Genomic DNA, 25926 nt, shown 5'->3' with positions numbered 1-25926 from the left:
AACATGCGGCGCAACCCGGCACAAGACAAGCCGGGATGCTCCTGAATCAGGCAACTCCCGAATGAAGGGAGGAGTAGGGGTCCTACTCCAGGGCGTTCATTCAGCCCCGGGTTCTAGTAGTGACCCTATGGTGGAGCTAAGAGGACGTCTTACGTGGGTGTAATTCGTTGTCCGGCATGATGTGACCCGTGGTCGACAGGCTTGCTCAACGGCTGGTCCCGGATGCGTTGTGGGACATCGTGAAACCGCTGCTCCCCGAGTTCACGCCGAGACCTCAGGGCGGCGGGACAGCTCCGGCGGACGAGCGAGCGGTCTTCACTGCGGTGGTGTTCGTATTGACCAGCGGTTGCGCTTGGAGGCATCTGCCGCCGTCATTCGGTGTGAGCGTTCCGACCGCACATCGCCGGTTCATGGTGTGGGCTGATGCCGGGGTATTCGAGGCGTTGCATCGGGCGATCCTCGACCGGCTCGGCCTCGCCGGCGATCTCGATTGGAGCGCGGCGATCCTGGACGCGGCGAGTGTGCGAGCGAAAAAAGGGGATCGCTGACCGGCCGCAGCCCGGTCGACCGTGGCAAGAAAGGATCCAAGATCCACGTCATTTCGGACGCGAACGGGATACCGCTGGTCACCGGTGTTTCTGCCGGGAACACCCACGACTCGGTGATGCTCGCCCCGATGGTCGAATCGATTCCGCGGGTGCGCTCGCAGCGCGGCCCTCGTCGCGGCAAGCCCGCCAAACTGCGGGCGGACAAGGGTTACGACTTCGATGTCCATCGCCGGTGGCTGCGTGCTCGCGGGATCGTGCCTCGGATCGCTCGTCGTGGGGTCGAGGTTCCCACGAGGCGGGGTAAGCACCGTTGGAAGATCGAACGGACCATTGCATGGTTGACCGGATACCGGCGCTTGACGATCCGCTACGAACGACACGGCCGCCTCTTCGCAGCATTTCTACAACTCGCCGCAGCGCTGACCTGCTACAAGAAACTCACCACGTAAGACGTCCTCTAAGGGGACTCGAACCCCTGACCCCCACAAAGAGGTTCATAAGACTCATCGACCGGGCGCGGTATCGACGTTCGGCATCGACCCCAGCGACCGGTCCCTGCGATGGCAACGCAGACGGGCACACCAGCACGCGGCAATCCGGGCAATTACGTCCAGCCACAACAGAATACAGCGTCCCAGTGAGAAACTACCGCCGGGACCCTACCGCACGGGCCCCGGGGCGAACCAGCCGGAAGCTACCGCAACAACGAACACTCGCCCCTCGATGACCTGTCGTCAGACGTCAAGTCGACCCGTAAACCACACAGCGGCCGGCCGGCTACGCCCAAGACGACGCACGACACCTCAACAGACGGCCGACCAGGGAAAAGCTACACGACCGGCGATGCGCATTCGACTCCACGAGCATCGCCCTCCCCCGATAGACACCTGACGCCGACGCCACCTCGACAACGAAAGCGCGGGGTAACCGCGGGGCTTGCTCAAGTCTGCGCCCACCTTTGAGCCTGTGGGCCACACCTCGAGCAGCACTCGCCACCTACGCCCCGTTCCTGCGGCAGTTCTTCGAAATCCTTGCAGACCGCGCTGTACTTCTCGGAATCTCGTTCGGCCGCCCGGACCGTGACCACCCGGCCAACAGTTACCAACGCGTCGCGCCGAACTCGACCAGATCGTGCAGTGGTGAACCGCGTGAACTGCGGCTGCGTTGTCGATCGCCGCTTGTGGAGGCGGATTCGGTTGGCGGTGCGGACCGGTGTTCGTGCCGCCGACGATTGCGAGCACGGTGTCAGGAGCGGTCCGATTTTCCGCCGTAGCGGAGGCCAGAAGGTCGCGCCCATCGTCCAGCAGGAACAGTCCCTCGGACATAAGACAACCGTCCCCAGGGTCACGGTAAGACCTCGGTGACCGACCCACGAGTTGACCGGATGCCACCTCCGCTTTATGCTCGAATTTCATACGGAGGTCGCATCCGTTTTGAATGGCAGCAGTATCACCGGAGGTAGGAGGGCACATGAACGTCAGTGAGCAACGGGGGCGCAAGCCCCGCGCGGACGTCCAGCGCAACCGCGCGGCTCTGCTGGAGACCGCGCAGCGTCACTTCCTCCAGCATGGGGTCGGCACCTCCCTGGAGGCGGTGGCCAAGGAGGCGGGCGTCGGGCCCGGCACCCTGTACCGGCACTTCCCCACCCGGGAAGCGCTGCTGGCGGCCGTTCTGCAGACACGCTCCGAGGAGCTGGTGGCCCGCCGAGCGGACATCGAACAGTTGGGCGATGCCGGCGAGGCGTTGGAACTGTGGCTACGGGCAATGGAGGAGTACTTCAGCGCCTTCAGCGGGCTCCCGGACCCGCTCATGGCCGCGGCCCAGGAGCAGGACCCGGACAATCCGCTCACCATTCCTTGCGACATCTTCATCGCCGCCACCGACAAATACGTGGAAGCAGCCCAGAGCACGGGACAGGTACGCGCGTCGGTGCGTGGCTACGACCTGTTCCTCGCAGCCTGTTCCATTGCCTGGATCAAGGGCAACGGCGCCGACGAGGAATCACTCGACCGGCTCCGCACCCTCCTCGCGAGCGGCTACCGCCAGCGGGACGAGAAGGCGTAAAACGCCGGGCCCCGCGCTCAGGCTCGAGCCGCCGACGTCCGGGACCGCAGTTTTCATCAAGGAGGATTTATGAGTCATTCGCCAAGGGTTTGGCCCGCCGACGCTCGCCGCATTGTGGCGCAGGGTGATCTCGGCTACCTCGAGGGCGCCCGGTGGCACCGCGGGGCGCTCTGGTTCTCGGATATGACCCGGTGCAAGATCAGTCGCCTCTCCCCTGGCGAGCCACCCGAGGATATCGCCGATGTACCCGGGCGCCCCTCGGGTCTCGGGTTCGGCCCCGATGGGACACCGATGGTTGTTTCCATCGACGACGGACGGCTGCTGCGCGTGGGAAGTAGTGGGCTCGAGGAACTCGCCGATCTCGCGCCGGTCGCGTTCCATCCCAACGATATGGCAGTGGACCGGGAGGGCCGCGCATATATCGGCCCGCAGGGCTTTCCCTTCGGAACCGATCCCGTCGGCGTGAGTTTGATCATCCGCCATCCCGACGGCCGGATCGACACGGGCGGCGAGGACCTGATATTCCCAACGGCATCGCGATCTCCGGCGACGGGCGCACCCTGGTCGTCGCAGAATCGTTCCGGGCACCACGTACCAGGCTCACCGCGTTCACCGTGACCGACGACGGTGCGCTGACCGACCAGCGAGTGTTCGCCGAATTCGGGTCAACGGACACCGAGTCCATCGATGGCATCGGCATCGACAGTGAGGGTGCGGTGTGGGCGGCCTTCCCATGGATCGGTGAATTCCGGCGTGTCCGCGAAGGCGGCGAGGTCACCGACGTCATCCGGATCGAACCCGACGCCGCGTATCCCGACGGCGGCACATTCGCCGTGGACGCGATCCTCGGCGGACCGGAGATGCGGACCCTCTACCTGCTCATCTCGGATACAAGCCCCGAGCGCCTCGTCAACGGCTTCGATACCACGGGCCGGATCGAAGCCATCGAGGTCGAGGTGGCGGGAATCCGGGACTGACGGCAACGCATGCGTCGGCGCGATCGTCTCCGCGACAGCGTCCCGGAGCGTTTCGCGCCCTCCCGGCTACTGCCATCTCGCAGCCCATCGTGGAGATGAATCGCGCCCCGCCCGCCGCCGACCGACCCCGCTGGTACGTCACGTACACCCAACACGTCACATACACGAACACGAAGAGCGCGCAGTCCCCACACTTCGACCGGGTGGTCGTGCCGTGCCGCGGTCTGCAAGCAGCCTGCCGGTACCTGCAAAGTGCGTGCCACACCCGGCCCTTACGACGGCTGTCGCCTTGGAGCAGACAGCATTGTGCCCGGCCGCCCTGTCGGCGACTGCGCGCCTTGGAAAGGAAACGCCTTGTCCGGCACAGCGTCCCTCTTCACCGACCTCGTACGCTCCCGGCGCTCCCCCCGCAAGTTCCTGCCCGCCCCGCTTTCCCCGGCGGACATCCGCGGCGTGCTCGAAGACGCGCAGACGGCCCCTTCGAACAGCAATACCCAGCCGTGGACCGTGCATGTTGTCTCGGGCGCGGAGCGCGACGCGCTCGCCGAGGAACTGCTTCAGGCCGACACGGAGGGACGCACCTCCCCGGATTTCACCGATGGCTACGGCGACGGCATCTATCTCGAGCGGGCGCAGGCCCTGGCCGCGAGCTACTACGGATCCCTCGGCGTCGCGCGCACGGATCTCGAAGGCAGGAGGGCGGCGGTCCGCGAAAACCTGGAGTTCTTCGGGGCTCCCCATGTCGCTTTCCTGTTCATGCCAGCCCTGGGCGACGGGGTGCGGACGGCCGGTGACATCGGTATGTACGCGCAGAACTTCCTGCTCTCGCTGGCATCCCGGGGGTTCGCCGGTATTCCGCAGACCATGCTCGGGATCTATGCCGATACCGTCCGCGAGTTCCTGGATGTTCGTGAGGATCTCAAGCTGCTGTTCGGTATCTCCTTCGGCACGGCCGACCCTGCGGGGCCGGTGAATCCGTTCGGTAGGACACGCATCCTGCTCCAGCAGAGTGTGATCCTGCACGGCACTCCCGGCGTCCTCGAAGGTCAATAGTCCGTCAGCCCACAGATGCCCCCGGCGCGTGGATCCGGGCCGCCACACGGCCGGCCCGGATCCGGAGCCCGCGCTCACTTCGGTCCACACGCGCGGCATCCGTCTCGGGTTCCTCCCGCCGGCAGATCGCACCACTTGACAATTCGGAGGCTGCCTCCGTATTCTTGGGAGTCCACGGAGGCACCCTCCGTTTCCATTGCCTCGTTGGGAGGAGCTTCCCAATGAAGTTGTCAACCTCGGAAGTTGATTTCCGATGACGGGATCAGGCTGCCACCGCGACGGGTGGCAGCGGTTGGTAGGGCCGTTTCTCGCGGATGAGTGCCCACAGCACGTTGACGCGGCGGCGGACCAGGGCGAGGACGGCTTGGGTGTGTTTTTTGCCCTCGCCGCGTTTCCTGTCGTAGGTGCGCGATTCGGGGCTGCAGCTGATCGAGATCATCGCCGACTGGTAGAAGACACGGTTGAGTCCGCGGTGATATCGCTTGGGGCGGTGCAGGTTTCCGCGTATTCGACCGGAATCCCAGGCAGCGGGTGCGAGCCCGGCAAATCCGGCGAGTCGGTCCGGGGTCCCGAAGTAGTCCATGTCACCGCCGGTGGCAGCGAGGAATTCCGCGCCGAGCAAGGTGCCGATGCCGGGCAGGCTGATGATCACTTCGGCGAGTTCGTGGCGGTGAAATCGGCCCTCGATGAGCTTGTCGGCTTCTTTGATTCGCTCGTTGAGGGCCATCACCTCCTCGGCCAGCGCCGCGACCATCGACGCGGTCAGCGCTTCGCCGGGCAAGCGGGTGTGCTGGCGGGCCGCGGCCTCGATCGCTGCGGCGGCGACCTTGCCGGGATTTCTCACTTTTCTGGTCGACAACCAGGTTTCGAGTCGGGACGCACCTGTTCTGCGCAGAGCGGCAGGGGTTTGATAGCCGGTCAGCAGAGTCAGCGGTCCGACCAGGGTGAGGTTGTCGAACGCGCGGTCCAACGCGGGAAAGATCCCGCTGAGCAGGCCACGCAGCCGGTTGATCGCGCGGGTTCGGTCGGCCACCAGGTCAGCGCGGCGGGTGGTGAGCAGCTTCAGCTCGATGGTGACTTCGTCACCGGGGCGCAGCGGATGCAGATCGCGGCGCATCCGTGCTTGATCAGCGATGATCGCGGCGTCGCGGGCGTCGGTCTTGCCTTCGCCCCGGTAGCCGCCGGCGACCCGGTTCAGCGTTCGGCCGGGGATATACAGCAGCTGCTGATCGCGTTCGACCAGCAGCCCGATCAGCAGCGCCGCACCGCCATCGGGCAGGTCCACCGCCCAGACCGTGTCCTGGCCCAGCTCCCGAACCTCGTCGATGAGTTTTACCAGCTCGGGTTCATCGTTGGCTATTCGCCGCGACAGCAGTCGTTTGCCGTCGGTGTTGATGACCACGCAATGGTGGCCGGTCTTCCCGATGTCCACACCAGCCCAGATCTGGGCCATGCCCGCCTCCATCAGCTCGTTGGAACCTCACGCCACAGACGACCGCGCCGACGTTGCCCTACACAGCGATTCGCTCGCACATCCCAATATGCGGCCGGGTCGTCACGGGGAACCGGGCGGCCAAGCTCCTGGAGCCACACGCGGCACAACCATGTAAGCCACACCCGATTCCCCTGGGCCTCAGGGACTTTACGACCCGCCCCTACGACCTACTCAGAAAGGTAGGGCAACCATGACAAGCCGGCAGATGATCCTGGGCATGCAGTTCAGCGGCGGCTACGGGGCCGAGCCCGGGGCCTGGCGGCTGCCGGGTGCGAACCTGAACAGCTACACGGACATGGACCAGTTCGTCCGCTACGCGCAGGCCGCCGAACGCGGCAAGGTGCAACTGTTGTTCATTGCCGACACCCCGGTCCTGGATATGGACCTCACCCACCACGCACCGCGCCAGGCGATCGAGCCGCTGCTGCTGCTGACCGTCCTCGCGCGGGAGACCGAGCGGATCGGCCTGGTCACCACCGCCTCCACCACTTTCAACGAGCCCTACAACCTCGCCCGCCAGTTCAAGGCCTTGGATGTGATCAGCCACGGCCGAGCCGGCTGGAACGCGGTGACCACCTCCGATCCCGCTGCCGCGGCGAACTTCGGCAGCGAGGTCCCGCCGCGCGCGGAGAAGTACGAGCGCGCCCACGAGGTCATCCAGATCGTGCAGGCGTTGTGGGGCAGCTGGGAGAAGGACGCCTTGCTGCTCGACGTCGAGAACAAGCGTTACGCCGATATGGACAGGATCCGGCCGGTCAACCTGCGGGGCCGCCACGTCGCCTCCCGCGGCCCGCTGCCCATCCCCCCGTCCGAACAGGGTCAGCCGGTCATCTTCCAGGCGGGCGGCGGCGGTTACGGCCTCGAGATCGCGGGCCGCTACGCCAGTGGCGTGTACGCCAACCCGTACAGCATCGAGGATGCCCGGGCTCAGCGCCAGGCCCTGCGGGACGCCGCCGAGCGCGCCGGACGCGACCCGGACGAGGTGAAAATGCTCGCCGGCTTCATGCCGACCATCGCCGGCTCCCGCGCTGCCGCTCTGGAGCGACGACGCTTCCTGGACGAGGTCGTCGACCTGGACCAGCGCGTCCGTTATCTCGGGGCCATGATCGGCCTCCGGCTCGGCCCCGAACAACTCGACCAGCCGCTCACCGTGCAGCAGCTGGCCGCCGCGGTGCCCAGTCCGCGCGACCCGCGCTCCGGCCGCGCCCTGGAAGTGGCCCGGGAAGGCTGGACGCTGCGCGATGTCATCGCCCACGGTGTGATCGACTATCACCCCGTGGTCGCCGGTACCGCCACCGACGTGGCCGAGCACATGCAGGAGTGGTTCGAGGCCGGGGCCTGTGACGGCTTCTCGATCGCCCTCGACGCCTTCCACGACGGCTTCGACGCCTTCGTCGACCAGGTCGTCCCGATCCTGCAGGAACGTGGCCTGTTCCACGAGGACTACGAAGGATCCACCCTGCGCGAGAACCTCGGCGCCCACGCGCAATACGGCCTCGACCCGCGCCTCACCGAGCCGGCCTGAGCATGACCACCCCACCGGCGAGGCGGGCGCGGACGGCCCGTGGCCCCTCATCTACCCACGAGCGCTCCTTCGGTACGCACACCACGCGGGCCGCCTGACCACAGGACGCCACAGAACACATCTCCCGCGACCTTCATCGGGGCCGGCAGCAAGGAAACCAACCATGAAACGCTCATTCGCCCAATTTCCCGACGTCACTTCCGGCAGCGACCAGGCGCAGCACGGCGGACCATTCGCGCCGCCCCGGGAGGACCCCCGCATGGTTCACGCTCCGCTGGCCACCGACCATGGCACCTTCCGTAGTGACGAACCGCCCCAGGGCGCCGCCGCGGTGTCCACATCGGCCATATCGGCCTCCCCCGCCGCCACAACTCCCACAGCGAGCGGGCTCGTCCCCGTCCTCGCCTTCAGCGGCATCGTCGTCGCCGTCATGCAGACACTACTCGTCCCCGTCATCGCCGACCTCCCCCGACTGCTGGACACCACAACGTCCAACGCCGCCTGGGTGATCACCGCGACCCTGCTGTCCAGCGCCGTCGCCACTCCGGTCATGGGACGCCTCGGCGACCTCTACGGCAAGCGCCGCTTCGTCCTCGTCAGCCTCGCACTGATGGTGCTGGGGCTCGCTGATCTCCGGATTCACCTCCGACCTCGTGCCGATGGTCCTGGGCCGCGCCATACAGGGCTTCGCATTGGGCGCCATCCCGCTAGGCATCGGCATCATCCGGGACGAATTACCGCCCGAACGGCACGGATCGGCAATGGCGCCTGATAAGCAGCTCGCTCGGCGTCGGGGGCGCGCTCGCCATACCGCTGGCCGCGGTCGTCGCCCAGAACCTCGACTGGCACTGGCTGTTCTTCGGCGCCGCCACCCTCGGCGCGGCAGCCATGGCAACGATCTTCGCCGTCGTCCCCGAGAGCGCGCAGCGCGCCCCCGGCCGCTTCGACGTGATCGGCGCGCTCGGACTCGCCCTCGGCCTCGTCGCCCTGCTGCTGCCCATCTCCAAGGGCGCCGACTGGGGCTGGACAAGCACCACCACGCTCGGACTCTTCGCCGCCACCGTCGTGATCTTCGCGCTGTGGGTCCTCTTCGAACTGCGCACCGAGCACCCGCTGCTGAACCTGCGCACGGCGTCGCGCCGCCAGGTCCTCCTGACCAACCTGGCCGCGATCACCGCCGGCCTCGCGTTCTTCGCGGTGACACTCGTCCTGCCGCAACTACTGCAGCTTCCCGAGTCCACCGGGTACGGGTTGGGGATGTCCATGATCGTCACCGGCCTCTGCGCTGCCCATATGGGTCTCGCGATGATGATCGCCGCCCCGCTCGCCGCCCGGCTCTCGGCCGCGCGCGGGCCGAAGGTCACCCTGATGACAGGGCTCGCACTGCTCGCCGTCGCATATCTCGCGGGCACCATGCTGCTGGGTGCGGTGTGGCAGATCGTGATCGTCGCCGTCCTCGCGGGCAGCGGCGTCGGCACCGCCTACGCGGCAATGCCCGCCCTCATCCTCGGCGCCGTCGACCCGTCGGAATCGGGCGCGGCCAACGGACTGAACTCACTGATGCGCGCCATCGGCACGGCGATGTCCAGCGCCGTCGTCGGCGTGGTCCTCGCCGGCACGGCTCAACACGTAGAGAACACCGAGATACCCACGCTGGACGGCTTCCGCATCTCATTCCTGATCGCCGCGGGTGCAGCGCTCCTGAATCTCGTCCTGGCAGCACTTTCTCTCCCCCTGCCGCCGGCGAGGCCGGCAACCCATATCCCTCATAGTTCAGAGAAAGCAAGGTCTGTTCCTGATGCGCACCAAGAAGAAGTTTCTTATCGCGGCTGCGGCCGCCATCACAGTTGCGGCACTCGCCGGCAGTAACGTCGGATGCGCTGAAACGGCGGACGGTGCTGCCCGCAAGATCACCGGCACACTGCCCGACGGATCCACCTATCTGTTCGAGGTGCCGGCCAACTGGAACGGCACCGTGCTGCTCTTCTCCCATGGCTACAACCCCGGACCGTCGAACCCCGCCCAGAACGCCAACTCGGCCGAGGTGAGCAGCATACTGCTCGCTGACGGGTATGCCCTCGCCGGTGGGTCCTACCCCGGCCTCGGGTGGCAGACGCCCAACGCGCTGGGCGACCAGATCGCCACGTTCGACGAATTCGCCGCGCAGGTCGCGTCGCCTTGAACCGTCCTGGATGCGGTGGAGACCCTAGTTCAGGCCACCTCGGCCGAGATGGTCTGTTGATGGTAGAGGTGTTCGTATTCGACCGGTGGCCGGTATCCGATCGCGGAATGTAGCCGTTGGGTGTTGTACCAGTGCACCCATGATGCGGTTTCCCGTTCGAGCTCGGCCCGCCCCGAGAACGTGGTGTGCCGGTCGATCAACTCGGTTTTGTAGAGCCCGATCGCCGATTCCATGAGCGCGTTATCGAGCGCATCTCCCACGCTGCCTATGGATCCGGCGATTCCCGAATCCCGTAATGCCTCGGTGAAGGCCAGCGACGTATATTGCGACCCCGCATCGGAATGATGTATCAATCCTGTTGCGGTGAAACGGAAAGCGGTTCTACGGCGGGTGAACAACGCCTGTTCGAGCACCGAGATAACCAACGGTGTCGTCTTCGACGACATAACCCGCCAGCCCAAGATCCGTCGCGAATACACGTCCACGCAGAACGCGGTGTAACAGAACCCGGCCAGAGTCCAGCAGTAGGTGAAATCGGCAACCCGCCATTGATCTGGACGCATCGGCGTCGACCAGGCGCGCCCGATCAGGTCCGGATGCCGCGGCGTCGACGCGGGCCCGGGTTCGGTGGTTCTCGTGGTCCGTCACCCGCGCACAACCCCGTCTATCCCGGTCAGCCGCATCAGCCGCGCTACCTGGTCGCGGCCGATATTGTGACCGGCGCGGCGGGCGGTGTGCCAGAGTTTGCGCACCCCGTACAGGCCCCGATTCGCGCTCCACAGGTCGAACGACACGTTCGCGGTGTGAGCATCGGCCCAGGTGGCGTCGCTGATACCGCACTGTTTGGCGGCATAGTAGGTGGACGGGGCGATCTTGAGCCCGTGCTCGGTCAGCACGCGGCAGATCGGGTCAACCCCGAAGCAACCCTTGTGGTCGTCGATGTAGTCGACGATCACCGCAGTCGGCGGTCGACCTCCGCCGCCGCGAAAAACGCACTCGCTGTCCGCAAAAGCTCGTTCGCCCTGCGCAATTCGACTACTTCACGCCGCAGAGCCCTCAACTCCGCATACTCCGATTCCGCCGCGGCCGCCGGCCCGGTCTCGCCCTGCTCGGCGCGGGTGACCCAGTTCCGCAGAGTCGCCGGGTTGATATCCAGCAGCGCACCGACATGCCGGCGCGCACCGGCCATCGAGTCACCGTGCTCGCGGATCCGATCCTGATACATCCTCACCGCCCGAGCGCGGGTTTCCTCGTCGAACTTCCGTGGTGCCGCCATGGCTGACAGTCTCCCTTGCTAAATCAGGAGTCTCCAGCCAGTCCAGGACGGTTCACGTCGTCGGCCCGGTCCCGGGCCACCGCCTGGGGCTACCCCATCCCCCACAGGCGCACTTCACCACCGGTCTCGAAGCCGTAGCGGATGTACCTGTCTGCAGACAAGCTGGTTCAGAGTGAGTTGGCGGCGGCGGCGAGAAGATCTGCCAAGGTTTCCTCCAACTCTGGCAGCACGGCGGCATGCCGGGCTACCTGAACCGAGCGTCGCGATGGGGTTTCATCGGAGACGGCGATTTGGGCGAGCCTCGTCCAAGACTGTGCGGCCAGCCGTGCTGCGCGTGCGGCCGCGTGAACCTTCGGATTGCGCGTGTAATCGGCGAGATCGACGCACCCTTGAGCGATGAGGCGTCGAAACAGACCGCCTCCGGTACCCGCTTTTTCGATGAAGGCAGCGAGTGACCTGAGCACAGCCTCGAGGTCTTCGTCTCCGAAGATGTCGGGCCAACTGGAGACGTCTTCAGCGAAGCGGCGAACGCCGTCGAGCCCGGTGCCGGAGACACCGTTCGAGGCCGGCGCGGCAATCGAACTGGGGCCCCCATGTTTCAGGGTTGCCGCCGATTGTTCGAGCGCTGCGGCAGCCATGGACGGGAGGTCAGGCACGTCGGACGGCCAATCGACTATGTACGTGGCGTGGCGTGTGGGTGTCGGGAACCCCGTGGAGGCTCGTGCCCGTGCCAATGCGTCATACGACACCGTCTGGATCTCATCGCGGTCGTTGTCGACGATATACGCGTCGCGAGCCTCGTCATCATAGCCGACGATAACGATGTCGTGGCGGCTCATGCGCAGTCGTACCCGCAGGTATGGGAGTTCAGCGATGTCGGCCCAGACCATGACGGGCCGTCCGGAGTCCAGTTCGGTCCTCACCCATTTCCAACCGAGGTCGGGATCCTCGGTCTGACGTAGTTCGGTCTTCGCACCGAGGCGCCTCAACAGGTCGACCTCCAAATCCCCACCACGCCCCACCAGGTATATCGGAGGATTGATCGCATCGGCGCGCAGGTAAGCGAAATCGAGTGCGCCGCCGAGTGTGAACACGAGTCCTTCGCTCAGCTCGCCGTCCCAGCCAAGCCCGGCCCAGGACATAAGATCGCGCAACGCACCCGAACCACAATGGCCGCCCTTCAGGTGCGGGTAAGGCTGGATCAGCATCCGGTGACCACCTTCAGACTCGACAGCCCGCGAAAGGACAACCCCGTACGCCAGCGAGGTTGTTCGACGAGCCTAAGACCGGGAAAACGCGCCGTGAGGAGTGGGAACAGTACGGCTCCTTCGAGCCGCGCCAACGGCGCGCCAAGACAAAAGTGAATGCCGGCACCGAACGATAGCGGCGGGGTCCCGGTTCGGGTGATATCGAGGCTATCGGGGTCGCAGAATCGGTCCGGGTCTCGGTTGGCCGCCCCGAGCAAGGTCAATACAACCTGGCCAGGATCCAGGTCGACTCCTGCCACCCGTGTTGGCTCGAGCACCGTGCGCCCATTGGTCTGGACCGGCGAGTCGTAACGCAACAATTCTTCGACGGCGTTGCTCGCCAGATCGGGCCTGGCCCGCAATAGGTCCATTTGGCTGGGATGGGCGAGCAGTGCAGCAACGCCGTTACCGATGAGGTTTGTGGTGGTTTCGAACCCTGCCGCGAACAACAGTATCGCGGTGCCAACGCATTCGTCGTCGTCCAAGACGTCGTCGCCATGCGCCACGGCGAGACGGCTGAGCAGGTCGTCGTCCGGGTGGGCGCGTTTGGCCGCCAGGAGGTCTGTGAAGTACGTTGCGAGTTGGTCTTCCGCTTCACACGCGGCAGTCAGCGCCGCGGCGTCCGCGCTGGGCTCGAGCGAGGCGACCAGGGCGCGTACCAGAGGAGCGGCCACGGCTCGATCGGTCACTGGCACTCCAAGAAGATCGCCTATTACATTCACGGGCAGCGGGAGGGCGAGATCGCTGATGATATCGGCGGAACCCTGGTCCTCGATGACATCGATCAGATCACGGATCTGCGTGACAACGCGGCCTCGCAACTCGTCGATGTGCCGAGGGGTGAAAACGTCAGCGACCAGCCGACGCAGCCGGTGGTGGTCAGGCGGGTTGCGGAACAGCATGGTGCGCCGGAATCGATGCATAGCCTGACGTTGCAACTCTTCGGGAATCTCCGACAAGCCGAATCCCAGCGACTCGTCGGCCTTGCCGAGGCTACGGTTACGGAGCGCAGCTGCGCAGTCGTCGTAGCGACTCAGTACCAGGGCCCCCGATCGCGTGACAAGCACGGGCTGAGTCTCGCGCAAGCGTCGGAACGCCTCGTAGGGGCCGGCTGAGCCGTGATCGGTCAGCAAGACGTCGAGGAGTAGTTCCCTCTCAGTTGGTCCAGCAGTCACGCCTGCCTCCGAGCCTTCGCCCGCGACTGCAGGAAGTGTTCGGCCTCGACCACGATGAACACGGCGGTTGCCGTAGTGACCGAGCGCCCTTCTAGATCCTCCATCCTGGCCGCGAGATTCAACTTACGGCCATGCCGCGACCGTACCTCGGCGTGCAGCGTGTAGGGGGTATCGAGCAGTACCGGGGCGAGATAATCCATGTCGAGATTCCGGGTCACGGCGAGTTCGCCGACCGTGTACAGCAAGAAGCCGAACAGGTCGTCGATGACGGTCGCCACCGCGCCACCGTGCGCGATCCCCGGCGCTCCGACATGACGCTGGTCGAAAAGATGGTGAGCAACGACGCCGCCCTCGCAACGCCGCACCGATAGGGAATGTCCGTGCGGGTTGGCCGGCCCACAACCAAGACAGTCGGGATGGTGCGGCGGCAACTCTGGCGATCCGGATTCCAGGAGCCGGAACGAGCGCACCCAGTCCTCCACGCCTGGGTCAGACAACCTACTGACCGCATCCGAAGCCTTGTCCATGGCCAGACCTCTCTGTCGACTAACGCGCGCCCAACATCAGACTCGAGCAGGACCGCGATACAACTACATTGGAGACAATCAGAACCATTTTGTCAACAATTGATCAGATCTCCGCTGCTTGTCGCGCATAGCTCGCGATCAAGCAACGCGCGGACATGACGAAGTGTCCGGGAGTTTGTCCACTCATGAACAAAACCCACGTTCTGTTACCATCCGAGGGGTGGTGGAAGAATCGGTGAGGCTGTCGTTCAGGCGACACCTCCGCGAGGCAGCAATCCGCGCCGCCCGCGCCCTGACGGTCGAGAAGGGCTGGGAACGTGTACGATTCGGCGAGGTAGCCGGTCTGATCGGAGTATCACGCGCCACGCTGTATCGAGAGTTCGGCGACAAGCAAGGGCTTGGAGATGCACTCGTTCTGCACGAAGCGGAGCAATTCCTGACCGGGATCGAGGATTTGCTTGCTTCCAACCGCAGCGCGTTGCCTGAATCGATCCGAGCGATAGTTCGCTACACGCTCGACGAGGCTGCAACCAGCCCCTTACTCAAAGCCGTCCTGACTACACCCGGTAGCGGCCCGCGCGATGAAACCGGCGTCCTCCCCCTGTTGACAACCTCTGCCTCCATGCTTCAACTCGCGTCCGAGCGACTGGTCACCGCGTTCCTCCACCACTACCCCACCATCGACGCCAATGACGTGGCCGACGCAGTCGATGCGCTCATTCGATTGACGATCAGCCATCTCGTACTACCGGCCAGCGACAGCGCCGAAACGGCACGCCGGATCTCCGAGATTGCCCTACGTTATCTCGGGGTGGGCTCTGCGGGTCTCAGACCAGATGCCTCAGCTGCATGCCACAACGCGGTACCGAGCCATTGAAGCAGCGGTACCCTCGTTTCCCCTGATTCCACAGCAGCTGGTTCAACGACAAGTAGGCGGCGACGTTCTCGAAACGTAGCTCGGACTCGGCCGGAGGAACGTCGAGCGCGAAGTGGTCGCCAGCGGTTGCGGGCGGTCTGAACCAAGTTCGCGTCGGATCCATCGATTCGGGTCCGCAGGTTCGCACGAAAGCAATCCCGAAAAATGACACATGAGCTGTCATGCACAAGCCGGGCAAGCCCAACCAGCTGCTGCGTTGGGTAGAGCAGCACCGACGACGCTGACGCACCGAGCAATCGATGCGGACCAGGCCGATCGGCGGTCGTCCCGCCCACCGGCGATGGCGCGAAAACGGCATTGCTCACGGGTCTTTTGCCCCGCGGGGATGCAATCCGGCAGTGTCACCGCGCTATGGCAGATAAGCTCATCCCGCGTCGTCTTCGACCGGCGTTTGGCTCGAATTCGCTCAGCTAAGCCTCGATCAGTCCAATATTCTCAATCCGCAAAGTCGAATCCGGGTCTATCCGGATTCCACGAGCTCGCGCCGAGGAATCGATAATCCCCCAAATGATTGCGCTGAGATGCTCGACGAAAGCCTTTCTCGGCATAGCCGAGGTCGGATCGGATTGCGAGTTTATCCACCAATCCGTCGCGGAGAGGCTCGCCCCTACGATCGACTGCACCACCAAGTCTATGCCCGACGTGTCAGCCCCAGCGGTGTCCAAAACCGTGACGAAATGACCCGCAATGAAACCTGCCAGTTCACGTGCGTTCTCAAGAGCTGGATCCGATCCCGATGAATTGTCGCTAAAATGACTACGAACGAGAAACTGGAAGACGTTCTTGTGCTCGTCGACCAGCTGCGCGTATTGCTCGACGAGCTGATTCATCACACTTCGAATCGGATCGGATCCGAAATCAACGGTAGCAAGCACATTCGACCACATGAGTTCCTTCGCACGTTCGATAACAGCTGCACGAAGGCCCAGTTTGTCCTTGAAGTGGCGATACAGCTTGGGTTTTGTCGCACCCGCCTCCCGAGCGATGTCGTCCATGCTCGCGTCCGGACCGTACTTGCCGAAGGCACGGTACGCTGCGTCGACCAGTTCTGCTCGAACCAGGACCCGGTGCTCTTCCCATCGGCTCGAGCGTGCGTCAATTCGCCGAACCACCGAGCTACCGACCTCCCGAATCCGCTTTTGTGCGCCCGCCATCTGGCCGAGTATACGCTATCGGACAAGTGACCGATAGCGCGGGCGGCAATTGCGCGCTGGATCGGGCGAGCATGAACGCCGTTACGGGGCCTGCGCGAACGCATGGTCAGTCGAATGTCACAGTCACCGAATTGGTGGCGGGTACCGACTGGCATGCCAGCCGATCACCTTCCTCGATATCATCATCATCGAGTACCTCGTTTACTCTCATCTCTATATCGCCGTCGATAACCTTGCACACACATGCACCGCATCCGCCTTCCCGGCAGGAATACGGAGGCGAGTACCCCTCGTTCAACAAGACCTCGACGAGGGTCAAATCTTTCGGCCATTCCAGCTCGGCGCGATCACCATCGAGATATACTACTAGACGGGCTTGTTCGTTCGTCATTGATTCCTTGACGTAGTTCTCCACGTCGAAGGGATCGGAGTGCAGAGATTGGAATACTTCTCGGTGTAGGTTCCGGTGCTGCACGCCGGCTTCGCGCGCCGCGTCTACCACCAAATCCATGAACGCCGCCGGCCCACACAAGAAATACATCCGATTTCGGTACTCACGGCAGATTTCAAGGATTGCGCTTCGGTCCGGTAGCCCACGCTCGCTCTCCAGCCACTCGATGAGAGTCAGTCGCTCGGGAAACTGCTTGGCGAGGTAACGGAGGTCTTCACCGAAGATGACGCTCTCGGCATGCTGGTTGGCATAGAAGAGAACGAGATGGCCGCCACCTTCGAGCAGAGCCGACTTGACGATGGATAACACCGGGGTGATTCCGCTACCAGCTGCGAACAGAACCATGTCCGCATCCAGGTCTTTCGGTGTGAAGTGCCCGGTGGGCGGCAGAACGGTTACCTCAGCTCCAACCTTGATGTTGTCGCACAGCCAGTTAGATCCGTACCCGCCCTCCGTGCGTTTCACTGTGACAGCTAGCGAGTCGTCTGCATGCGGGGAACTCGAGAGCGAATAGCATCTGGCCACATATTCCCCGTCGCCGGCTCCGGGAATACGCAACGTAAGAAACTGCCCGGGGTCGTAGGCAAATACGCCCAATTGCTGCTCGGGCACCTCGAACCAAATGGACACCGCATCCGCTGTTTCCTGCACTACACGGGAGACCGTGAGTTCACATGGCATGCTCATCTTCCAGGATATTCCTTCTCTATTATTCCGGCCCGTGGCCCAGATTCAACTGTCGCGCTTGACAAGGCCGTAACGACGGCCGATCGCATAGCCGACACGGGCCAGCGGAGCGTTCAGGTCCTGATACCTCGGCCCCACCGCGCGGGCGACGAAATCGAAACCCAGGGCATCGGGTCCGATAAGGACTCGAGGTTTGTTCCGTCGCACGCCCTTCAGGATCGTTTCGGCGGCGCTTTCCGGAGTGGTGAGCGCAATACGATCGAAACCGGCGACAATCTTCTCCTGATCACCCATCGCGCCGACACCTCGAGCTCCGCGCACAATATTTGTGCGAACACCACCCGGATGCACGCATGTTACACCCACCGGTAGCCGGTTAATTCGCATCTCCTGGCGCAACGCCTCGGTAAAGCCTCGGACGGCGAATTTGGAAGCATTATATGCGCTCTGACTGGGAATGGCCATCAGTCCGAAGACACTCGACACGTTGACAACATGGCCGTCGCCCGAGTCGATCAGATCCGGAAGAAATAGTTTCGTGCCGTTCACGACTCCCCAGAAATTGATCGACATCAACCATTCGAAGTCGATCCATTGCATATCCAGTATGTCGGCGCCGAGTGCGACCCCGGCATTGTTGATTACCATACTGACCGAACCGAAGTCGCTGAGGACCTGACGACGATATTCCGTGAATGCGCTACGATCGGCCACATCGAGCTGATAGTGCTGGCATTCGACACCCAGCGCGGTACACATGGAGGCGGTTTCGCGGGCCCGTTCGCCGTCGATGTCGGCAATGGCCAGCCGCGCGCCCTCGCCGGCGAGTCGAATTGCAACTGCACGGCCGATTCCTGAACCTGCCCCGGTTACCGAGACGACTCGGTCGCTGAACTCTCTCATCTCGGCAAGCTACCCTTCTTGATCGAATTCGGAAGGAGGTCGCCGCTTCGATCACCTGTCGACTCGCCGACCAACGCGAAATCAGAGTCCGCGACATTGCGGGTACGCCGCCAATACTGCCAGGTGAAACCTGGCCAGACCGTCCGATTGACACCCTGTGCATCGAGGTACCAACTGGTGCACCCCCCGCTGCTCCAGACCCCGTTCACCAATTTCCGCTGGATGTCCGAGTTGAATTCCCGCTGAACGGGTTCACGCACCTCGAGCGCAGCTGCGCCACGTTGCTTCGCGAGCCGAATCGCGCCGATGATGTACCTGATCTGGCATTCGATCATGAATACCACCGAGTTGTGACCGAGCCCGGTGTTGGGGCCGAGCAGGAAGAACAAGTTCGGGAAACCTGCGGTGGTGATGCCGAGATGGGTTTGAATCCCTTCGTCCGACCATACGGAGGAGAGTTCACGACCGGACGCACCCTTGAGCCGGAGGTGGTCGAACCCGTCGGTTACGTGGAAACCGGTGGCATAGATGATCACGTCGACCGGACGCTTGTCACCGGACTGGGATATGATGGCGTCCTCGGTGATCTCGGCGATCCCGTCGGTGATGACGGATGTAGTGGGCCGATTCAGCGCTGGGTAGTAGTCACTGGAACCGAGGATTCTTTTGCACCCGATGCGATACGTGGGGGTGAGCTTCTTGCGCAGCGCGGGATCATCAATTCCCCGCGCTATGTTCCACTTTGCGACACTCTCGAGCGGACGCATGAAATTGATATGTCCGTTCAGTCCTATCGACAGTGACTCCGCTGACCAGTAGATGGCAGTCCGGAGGGCTTTGGCGAGGATCGGCGCCCTCGTGAGCAGGGCTTGGATCGCCTTCGGGACCTTGACGTTCCTACGGGGCAGTACCCACGCCGGCGTCCGCTGGTATAGATGCAGTTCATCGGCTACCTTGGCAATTTCCGGAACGAATTGGATTGCGCTCGCACCCGTCCCGATAACAGCGACCTTCTTGCCATCCAGTGTGCAGTCATGATCCCACTGCGCCGAGTGAAATGCTGCACCAGCGAACTTCTTCTGCCCCTTGATCTGGGGGATATTCGGTATATGGAGTGCGCCTACGCCTGAAACCAGGAATCGGGCAACGTACTCGTTGCCGTCGGAGGTCGTAACATGCCACGCGGAATCACCAGGATCCCAGTATCCGGATTGCAAGGCCCGCCCGAAATGCGTGCGGCTATAGAGATCGTACTTGCGTGCGAGACTCAGGAGATACTGCTGAATTTCATCCTGTCCTGCCCACAAGTGACTCCAATCCGGCTTGGGCTCGAAAGAGTACGAGTACATGTGAGAAGGGACGTCGCAGGCACAGCCCGGATATGTATTGTCGCGCCAGGTTCCGCCGATTTCGGAATCCTTCTCGATTATCAAGAAGTCATTCATTCCCGATTTCAGCAGTTGAATCGCCATTCCCATGCCGGAGAATCCGCTCCCGACGATGAGGACCTCTGTTGTGTGCACCCTCTCGCTCGCTGCACGACCTCCCGAACCATTGGTCTTTCCCGTGTATTTGGCAGAACGGTTATTACTCATCGATTTCCTCTGGACGTTGGCTCACGTGCGGTACAGGTGGCCACAAATTTTCGATAGCTACTCAGCTACTGCGGATATGTCGGACCGGCGGCAGGACCGAGGAGTTCGCGGGATTCGACGAGTGCCCGCCGCAACATATCACGGCGCGACTTGCGCTCAGCAATATGCGTGGTGCTGTTCACGCCGGTCCGAGTCTGTTCACCGCCGGGCGATATCGTCGGGCAGGCTCCTCGTCAGGCGCCAAAGGAACATGGTGAAGCGACCTTCCATCATTCCTGCCTCATCGAAGAATCGGATCATCGGCTCGGACATGAACTGCAGGTTCTCCCGGTAGTGCGGGCCGAATTGGCAAGCGAGGAACCCCCGCAGAGGATGCACGCCGACAGCACGGTACAGCTTGGGATTGATCAAGATCGGGTAGGACAGGTTCGCGACAACTGCGAGGACGCCGCGGTGCCATGCCCGCGAGATCCGGCCTCGCGACCGCATACCCTCGACAAGCTCGGAGCGCGCGAACGTGATGTGGCGGGCCTCCTCGAGCACGTGAATTTTCATCAACTGCCGGACCTGCGGTTGTAGGCGTTCGTCGTTCATCGCTTCACGCTGTGCCCGATCGAGAATCTCCTCGATCAGCAAGGTCGCGCCCTGGATCGAGGGCCCGAGCGGGACGAAATGCAGGATCTTCGCCAGCGACAGAAACCCCGGCGGAAGCTTGTAGGGCGGGATCCCCGTTTTGGCGATCAGACGCGCGAACATTGTGGAATGGCGGCTCTCGTCGCCAACCTCGGCAAGTGCGTATAGGGCCTTGTTGTCGACGAGATCACCCGTCGTGTTCAGCCGTAGCAACGCCATACTCAGCAAATTCTCGGCGTAGATCCCGAAGCTGAGGATGCTCACCAACTCATGTTTGCCCAGGTCGATCTTCTGTTCCTCGGAAAGCCGGTTCCACAGACCGGTGCCGTAGAGGGACAGGCGATGCTCGGGGAACCACGCCTTATCCGGCAACCACGGACTATCCCAGTCGATGTCGACTTCGGCGTCGTAGAACTTCTCTACGGAAGTCTTGAGCAGTCGTCCGGCCGATCGTTGCAGGTCAATGGGTCGCCGACCGCTCACGCGCGCCATACCGTCGGTGGTTACGGCAATCTGCCCGTTGGTCTCGGCCCTGACGTCACTGGTCGTCATCTGTCGCTCCTTTGAGACTCGATCGATGACTCTGCATCGATACATCCAGTCCGGATCAACGTCCGGTGGCAGTAACCCGGTATCCGCTCAAGAGTGCAATACGGGCAGTAGCGGATACTTTGGGTATGAGGTAACTTTGACCCCGGCGGCGCGGCTTGTCAAGGGCCGGCCCCGATCCCGACGCCGGGCTACTTGGCCCCAGTGCCGGGCGATCCGATCGCTGGCGTCGACTATCGACCAAACGGAGGAGTTCACAGTGAAGTCTCAGAGTCCGCACGATGCCTCTGACTACATCGGGCCGGCCACAGTGGTGATCGCAACCGACGACGTCGAGGTGCAAGTCGAACTGCGCGGCTATTTCCAACCCATCGACGGCCGCTTCAGCTGGTACGGGCGCATCCGCCAGAACGACGAACTCGACAATCTGTTAGGGGGACGCCGACGTTCCGTGCTGATCCGGACCAGTACGGGCGAGGCGCCGGCGACCATCGGCGATCGTGACTTCTGGGGCCGCTATCGAGTTCAGGGCAGAGGACGACCGCCCTATCACGTGCCGACGACGCTGGAGGAAGTAGAAGCTACGCAAAGCTGAGCCGTAGGACCTACGCGAATGCCGACGACGCCCCGAAGGGACCAGGATACCGACATGATCAGCTTTGGAGACCGGCTTCGCGACCGCAACTCCGCGGCTTGGACGCTGGCCATAACCTGTGCCGCAGTAGCATTGGTTGTTGCGGCCATGGCAGCGCTGTACACCGCTCTGCCTGCCCTTGCGCTCGACATCGGCGCAGATCAAAATGCTCTCACATGGATCGTCGACGGATACACGCTGGTCCTCGCCTGCTTGGTTTTGCCCGCTGGCGCGATCGGCGATCGGTATGGGCGCCGACGCGTTCTAATCGTCGGCCTGGCGGTCTTCGCGGCCGCTTCAGTTGTGCCTGTATTTCTCGATACTCCTGCGGCACTCATTGCCTCCCGGGCCTTGGCGGGCGCAGGAGCAGCTTTCGTCATGCCGGCGACCCTCTCGCTTCTGACAAGCAACCTCCCAGTGGAGAAGCGGTCGTACGCGGTCGGAGTCTGGGCCGGGATCGCCGGCTCGGGTGGCGTGATCGGCATGGTGGGATCCGGTCTGCTTCTTACCCAGTGGTCGTGGCATTCGATCTTCGTCGGTCTGACCGTCGTCGCACTACTACTGCTGGTTCTGGCCTTCACCGTGCCTGATTCACAGGACGCCGAACTCCCGCCGTTCGATCTTTTCGGCATGTTCTGGGTCGTGCTCGCCATCGGCACGTCGGTGTTCGCGGTCATCGAGGGTCCGTCGCGCGGCTGGACGGATGTCCGGGTTCTTGTCGCAGGTGCGGCGGGAGTAATCGGCACCGTGGCATTTATCCTCACCGAGGTGCGTGCCGAGCACCCGCTACTGGACGTGAGCCTGTTCCGCCGCCGGGGCTTCTCGAGCGGCGCGCTATCGATAACCATCCAGTTCCTCGTGACTTTCGGTGTGATGTACCTACTGGTACAGCACTTCCAGCTCATCCTCGGGTTCGATGCCCTCGGCTCGGCGCTGGCGCTGGCGCCGATGGTCGTTCCGCTTATCGTGATGTCACTCGTGTCGCCGGCAATCGCTGCATGGGCGGGATTGCGGGTGACGACAGCGACCGGTCTTCTGACCATCGCCGTCGGCTTACTCGCCATCCTTCGCCTCGACACCGGTTCGTCGTACTTCGACGTTCTCTGGCCCCTGTTGATCATGAGCGCCGGGCTGGGCTTGTCGGCCGCCCCCGCGACCAACGCGATCATGCTCGACACACCGTTGGAGAAGCACGGGGTATCCGCTGCGGTCAACGACGCGACTCGCGAAGTCGGCGCGGCCATCGGCATTGCCGTCTCCGGTAGCATTTTGTCCGCGAGCTATACTTCGAGGATCAACGAGGTGCTGGACCGCCTTCCCGAGCCCGCGCGCGCTCCGGTCCGCAGTTCCCTGGCCGGTGCCCTCGAAGTCGCTGAGCGTGCCGGTAATGTAGGAAGGCCTCTCGCCGACTATGCGAAGGATGCCTTTTGGAGTGGGGTGGAACATTCGGCGCTCGCGCTGGCAGCGATCACCATAGCCGGGGTTCTGATCCTCGTCCCACTTTCCCCTCCACGAAAAGCCGCCGAAAGCGGTATCCGACGGCGCCGCCGACGTCACCTCCCCTGGCCTACACACGCCGCTCGAACCAGTCGATCGGATGCCCACGCCAATGACCGATCGATGGCATCAGTGCGGCGAACACTCGATCCATAGTCAGTTGCGTTGTCCCCCATGCATCGCATAGCGGCCCGTAGGTCGAATGGGCAGTGTCTGATCATCGAGGATAGGTAGGTTCAAGTGGTGCGCGCTTTGCGAATTCGTCTGACCTGACCCGATGACATTTGGTCCGGCGGCTGTGAGAGCATTGCCGCCCACGTAGTGGGCAGGAACGCTCGATGACTATGGCGACACGAAAAGGGCACACACCTCCACAGGCCGTGCGCAAGCTGAGCAAGGCCGTCCACCTGCTGGGCGAGAATAAGGAAGTCGCCGTCACTGCAGATCACCATGGCCACCTACTAACGGTGGCGCAACCAGTTCGGCGGGCTGAAGGCCGGCGACGGCAAACGGTTGAAGGGCCCCGAACGCGAACACTCCACTCTGAAAAGTCTTCTCGGCGAGGCGAAGCTAGAGAAAGCTGCATTGAACGAGATCGCCAAGGGAACCTTCTAGACCCGGAACGCCGGCGGGCGGCCGTGGCGCACCTGGTGCGGGTGCTCGGGGTCCGCGAAAGGTTCGCCTGCCGGTTACCGGCGAACATCGAAGTACACAACGGCGCGTTCGAACCACCGACACCAACGCACATCCCGATGCGGCTTTGCGTGAATGGCTGCGTGCCTGGACGAAACCCATCCACGGCAAGGATTCCGCCGCGCCTACCACGGCGCCCGCAGCGAGTGCTGGACAGTCAATCACAAGAAAATCCAACGCCTCTGGCGCGACGAGGGATTACGAGGGCCGCTGCGGCGCCGAAACGCCTGGAAACCACCACCACGACGGAGGCAAAGGGCACCCAACCGTGTATGGGCAGTGGACTTCCGATTCGATGCCAGCGACGACGCACGCCCAGTCCAGATCGTCTCCATCGTCGATGAAACACACCCGCGAATGCTTGGGCCGGCTGGTGGAACGATCGATCACCGCCGACGGACTCATCAACGAATCGCTGTCGATCGCAACTACCCCGCCGCCCTGCGCTGCGGCAACAGACCAATTTCGCGTGCCAGGCGACTGGGCGGCGGAACGGGTCTGCTCAGCGTTCGTCACACTAGCCGACCCTGCCGCAACGGCTACATTGAATGGTTCAGCCGCCGCCGACGCGACGAATGCCCCAACATCAACAGCTTCTGGTCGTTGGCCCAAGCCCGCGTCGTGATCAGCGACTGGAAGGAAGAATACAATCACCGCCGAAGAGATTCCGGCCTGGGCTGCAACGCCCCAGCCGGATACGCTACAACCCTGCATCCCCTACAACTGGTTCTCACACGCGGCGGACCGACTACCGGGTCCCGTCACCGCTCAGGATACTCCGACCCGGTCGGCGCAGAACTGGTTGCAGGGCAACCGAAATCATCTCCCGACCGTTGTCCAACCTAGAACCGGGGCGGCGGACCGATGATGGTGACCAGCATGTTCTGTAGCTCGGTACCTGCCGCCGGGCACAACCTTGAACAACAGCTTCGCCGAGACGTTCGACAACAAGGTTGCGAACCCGCGCGCCGGGCCGCAACCGCTGAAACAGCCAGCTGGAACCCGCATTGAAATCGGTGGCTTCAAAGCCGACCATAACTAGCGGCACCGGCAGCCGGCGCTGGACTATACGACATCGGCCCCAGCGCGCTGCGGCTGCACCCACTACCCTGACAGTCATCATCCGGCTGTTGAGAAAGGGCGTTCCGCGGTTCCCGGACCGATATCAAGCTCTGATAGCGAACTATTCGCCTATCGTTACCCTCAGCGTATGACGAATGTTAATGCCGCTATGCGACGGTTGCTTCGCGTATGCGCGCTTCCCGAGTCAATCCGAGGAGATGGACGGCCACCTCACCGCTGCGTTCGTAGGGCAGGTAGTGCCCAGCCTTTTCGAAGATGACCAAATGACTCCCTGGAATACGATGCCGAAGCGCACGCGAGTGATGAACGGGGGTCAGGCGGTCACGAGACCCGACCAGCACGACGACGGGACAGCTGAATCTGCCCAGCACGCCGTAACGCTTGTGAGAGAGTATCGAACGGGTCAGCTCCGCGACATTGCGAGAATTGCTCTTCGCGAGCTGCAGCACAGCACGGTTCATATCGTGCCGACGAGGACGCGCTCCGAATAGGATGCCTCGTGTCGACTGCCGCATCAGGAAAAGCGGCCGGGAAGGAATCCTGATATAGGGTAGCGCCTCCAGACCCAGCATTATCAGCCTTCGCCAGAATTTGCTGCGCAGCATATTTCCCAGAATATCGCCCGCCCCTGTCGACACCAACGCGACGCCGAGGATTCTCGGTCCGAGCACCTCACTGTGACGTTCAGCCAAGGCCATGAGAGTCATCCCTCCCATCGAATGACCACCCAATACGACCGGACCCGTAGGCACAGTTTCCGAAAGAATAGTCGCAAGATCGTCCGCAAGAATCTCGAGGCTGGCCGGAGCCGACTCCGAATCCCCGTGTCCCCGATGGTCGTAGGTGACGACGCGAATAGTCGGGTCCGCAGCGATCACAAGCTGAGCAACGTCCTCCCAACTCTCGTGCGACAACGCGAGTCCATGGGTCAAGACCATAGTCACTCGCGGGGTCTGCGAGCCCCATTCGGTGATCTGCAATGTCGGACCGTCGTCCCGTGTGAGAGCGAGTCGGCGGCAGGGAACACCCGCGCTGGAAATC

The 25926-nt window shown here is 63.2% G+C and carries 18 protein-coding genes, 4 pseudogenes and 1 other annotated feature; of the genes and pseudogenes, 11 read left to right on the top strand and 11 right to left on the bottom strand.

The features are described 5' to 3' along the window. Nucleotides 1-188 precede the first annotated feature (188 nt). The 4 genes and pseudogenes from QH276_RS20385 to QH276_RS20365 all read left to right on the top strand — a co-directional run bounded on the left by QH276_RS20385 (nucleotide 189) and on the right by QH276_RS20365 (nucleotide 4642). Nucleotides 189-997 (top strand): IS5 family transposase gene (locus QH276_RS20385; RefSeq protein WP_432278801.1). Its coding sequence is split into 2 segments (ribosomal slippage): nucleotides 189-546 and nucleotides 546-997, totalling 810 coding nucleotides; the frame shifts between segments, so codons are not numbered across the junction. A 1021-nt stretch (nucleotides 998-2018) separates the two neighbouring features. Then, entirely contained in the window at nucleotides 2019-2612 is a 594-nt protein-coding gene (locus QH276_RS20380; RefSeq protein ID WP_043737852.1) for a TetR/AcrR family transcriptional regulator, read from the top strand. 69 nt (nucleotides 2613-2681) lie between these two features. After that, nucleotides 2682-3589, top strand: a pseudogene (locus tag QH276_RS35555) (SMP-30/gluconolactonase/LRE family protein). Between the two features lie 354 nt (nucleotides 3590-3943). Then, nucleotides 3944-4642, top strand: a complete 699-nt coding sequence (locus QH276_RS20365; protein WP_043737850.1) for a nitroreductase — start codon at nucleotides 3944-3946, stop codon at nucleotides 4640-4642. A 262-nt stretch (nucleotides 4643-4904) separates the two neighbouring features. Here QH276_RS20365 and QH276_RS20360 read toward each other — a convergent pair whose 3' ends face one another. Then, nucleotides 4905-6095, bottom strand: a complete 1191-nt coding sequence (locus QH276_RS20360) for an IS110 family transposase (protein WP_043737874.1) — start codon at nucleotides 6093-6095, stop codon at nucleotides 4905-4907. Nucleotides 6096-6327: 232 nt separating this feature from the next. Here QH276_RS20360 and QH276_RS20355 point away from each other — a divergent pair, with 232 nt between their 5' ends. The 3 genes and pseudogenes from QH276_RS20355 to QH276_RS20345 all read left to right on the top strand — a co-directional run bounded on the left by QH276_RS20355 (nucleotide 6328) and on the right by QH276_RS20345 (nucleotide 9844). Then, nucleotides 6328-7662, top strand: coding sequence for an NtaA/DmoA family FMN-dependent monooxygenase (locus QH276_RS20355; protein WP_043737848.1), 1335 nt, complete (start codon nucleotides 6328-6330; stop codon nucleotides 7660-7662). A 430-nt stretch (nucleotides 7663-8092) separates the two neighbouring features. Next, a pseudogene (locus QH276_RS20350) lies at nucleotides 8093-9435 on the top strand (MFS transporter); the annotation flags it as partial. A 25-nt stretch (nucleotides 9436-9460) separates the two neighbouring features. Continuing rightward, nucleotides 9461-9844: a hypothetical protein gene (locus tag QH276_RS20345; RefSeq protein ID WP_127516259.1), complete on the top strand. Its 384-nt coding sequence runs from the start codon at nucleotides 9461-9463 to the stop codon at nucleotides 9842-9844. Between the two features lie 29 nt (nucleotides 9845-9873). Here the strand turns inward: QH276_RS20345 and QH276_RS20340 are convergent. The 4 genes and pseudogenes from QH276_RS20340 to QH276_RS20325 all read right to left on the bottom strand — a co-directional run bounded on the left by QH276_RS20340 (nucleotide 9874) and on the right by QH276_RS20325 (nucleotide 14069). Continuing rightward, nucleotides 9874-11120, bottom strand: a pseudogene (locus QH276_RS20340) (IS3 family transposase). Next, nucleotides 10708-10839 (bottom strand) — a sequence feature (AL1L pseudoknot). (Overlaps the previous pseudogene by 132 nt.) Before the next feature lie 167 nt (nucleotides 11121-11287). Then, nucleotides 11288-12328: a BtrH N-terminal domain-containing protein gene (locus tag QH276_RS20335; RefSeq protein WP_043737843.1), complete on the bottom strand. Its 1041-nt coding sequence runs from the start codon at nucleotides 12326-12328 to the stop codon at nucleotides 11288-11290. Next, nucleotides 12322-13500 (bottom strand): cytochrome P450, encoded by a 1179-nt coding sequence (locus QH276_RS20330; protein ID WP_228811410.1) that lies wholly within the window; start codon nucleotides 13498-13500, stop codon nucleotides 12322-12324. The genes QH276_RS20335 and QH276_RS20330 overlap by 7 nt, the downstream gene beginning before the upstream one ends. A gap of 38 nt (nucleotides 13501-13538) precedes the next feature. After that, nucleotides 13539-14069, bottom strand: a complete 531-nt coding sequence (locus tag QH276_RS20325; protein ID WP_048833156.1) for a PaaI family thioesterase — start codon at nucleotides 14067-14069, stop codon at nucleotides 13539-13541. Between the two features lie 220 nt (nucleotides 14070-14289). Between QH276_RS20325 and QH276_RS20320 the strand changes: the two genes are divergently transcribed. Further along, entirely contained in the window at nucleotides 14290-14946 is a 657-nt protein-coding gene (locus tag QH276_RS20320; RefSeq protein ID WP_171048474.1) for a TetR/AcrR family transcriptional regulator, read from the top strand. 470 nt (nucleotides 14947-15416) lie between these two features. On the opposite strand, the gene QH276_RS20315 is transcribed toward QH276_RS20320, so the two are convergent. From QH276_RS20315 to QH276_RS20295, 5 genes are all read right to left on the bottom strand, one after another. Further along, nucleotides 15417-16160, bottom strand: a complete 744-nt coding sequence (locus QH276_RS20315; RefSeq protein ID WP_014349818.1) for a TetR/AcrR family transcriptional regulator — start codon at nucleotides 16158-16160, stop codon at nucleotides 15417-15419. Between the two features lie 106 nt (nucleotides 16161-16266). Then, a complete protein-coding gene (locus tag QH276_RS20310; RefSeq protein ID WP_014349817.1) occupies nucleotides 16267-17298 on the bottom strand; it encodes a ferredoxin--NADP reductase in 1032 nt (343 codons plus the stop codon). A 45-nt stretch (nucleotides 17299-17343) separates the two neighbouring features. Continuing rightward, the gene (locus QH276_RS20305; RefSeq protein WP_014349816.1) at nucleotides 17344-18201 is read right to left on the bottom strand and encodes an SDR family NAD(P)-dependent oxidoreductase; all 858 of its coding nucleotides are present in this window, start codon (nucleotides 18199-18201) and stop codon (nucleotides 17344-17346) included. Then, the gene (locus tag QH276_RS20300; RefSeq protein WP_081597586.1) at nucleotides 18198-19796 is read right to left on the bottom strand and encodes a flavin-containing monooxygenase; all 1599 of its coding nucleotides are present in this window, start codon (nucleotides 19794-19796) and stop codon (nucleotides 18198-18200) included. Before QH276_RS20300 ends, QH276_RS20305 begins: the two co-directional genes overlap by 4 nt. 198 nt (nucleotides 19797-19994) lie before the next feature. Then, on the bottom strand, nucleotides 19995-20981 hold the full coding sequence (locus tag QH276_RS20295) for an AurF N-oxygenase family protein (RefSeq protein WP_014349814.1): 987 nt from the start codon (nucleotides 20979-20981) through the stop codon (nucleotides 19995-19997). Nucleotides 20982-21237: 256 nt separating this feature from the next. On the opposite strand from QH276_RS20295, the gene QH276_RS20290 reads away from it, so the two are divergent. From QH276_RS20290 to QH276_RS20280, 3 genes and pseudogenes are all read left to right on the top strand, one after another. Further along, complete coding sequence (locus tag QH276_RS20290) at nucleotides 21238-21573, top strand: DUF4873 domain-containing protein (RefSeq protein ID WP_014349813.1); 336 nt, start codon at nucleotides 21238-21240, stop codon at nucleotides 21571-21573. Nucleotides 21574-21627: 54 nt separating this feature from the next. Then, nucleotides 21628-23265 (top strand): MFS transporter, encoded by a 1638-nt coding sequence (locus QH276_RS20285; protein ID WP_054811359.1) that lies wholly within the window; start codon nucleotides 21628-21630, stop codon nucleotides 23263-23265. Between the two features lie 182 nt (nucleotides 23266-23447). After that, a pseudogene (locus QH276_RS20280) lies at nucleotides 23448-24504 on the top strand (integrase core domain-containing protein); the annotation flags it as partial. Nucleotides 24505-25031: 527 nt separating this feature from the next. Here the strand turns inward: QH276_RS20280 and QH276_RS20275 are convergent. Then, entirely contained in the window at nucleotides 25032-25865 is an 834-nt protein-coding gene (locus QH276_RS20275) for an alpha/beta fold hydrolase (protein WP_158682527.1), read from the bottom strand. Nucleotides 25866-25926 lie beyond the last annotated feature (61 nt).

This window comes from Nocardia carnea (assembly GCF_029869215.1).
Lineage (GTDB): Bacteria > Actinomycetota > Actinomycetes > Mycobacteriales > Mycobacteriaceae > Nocardia > Nocardia carnea_B.
The sequence above is the reverse complement of the archived record's forward strand: the minus strand, read 5'-3'. Positions and strand labels throughout refer to the sequence as shown.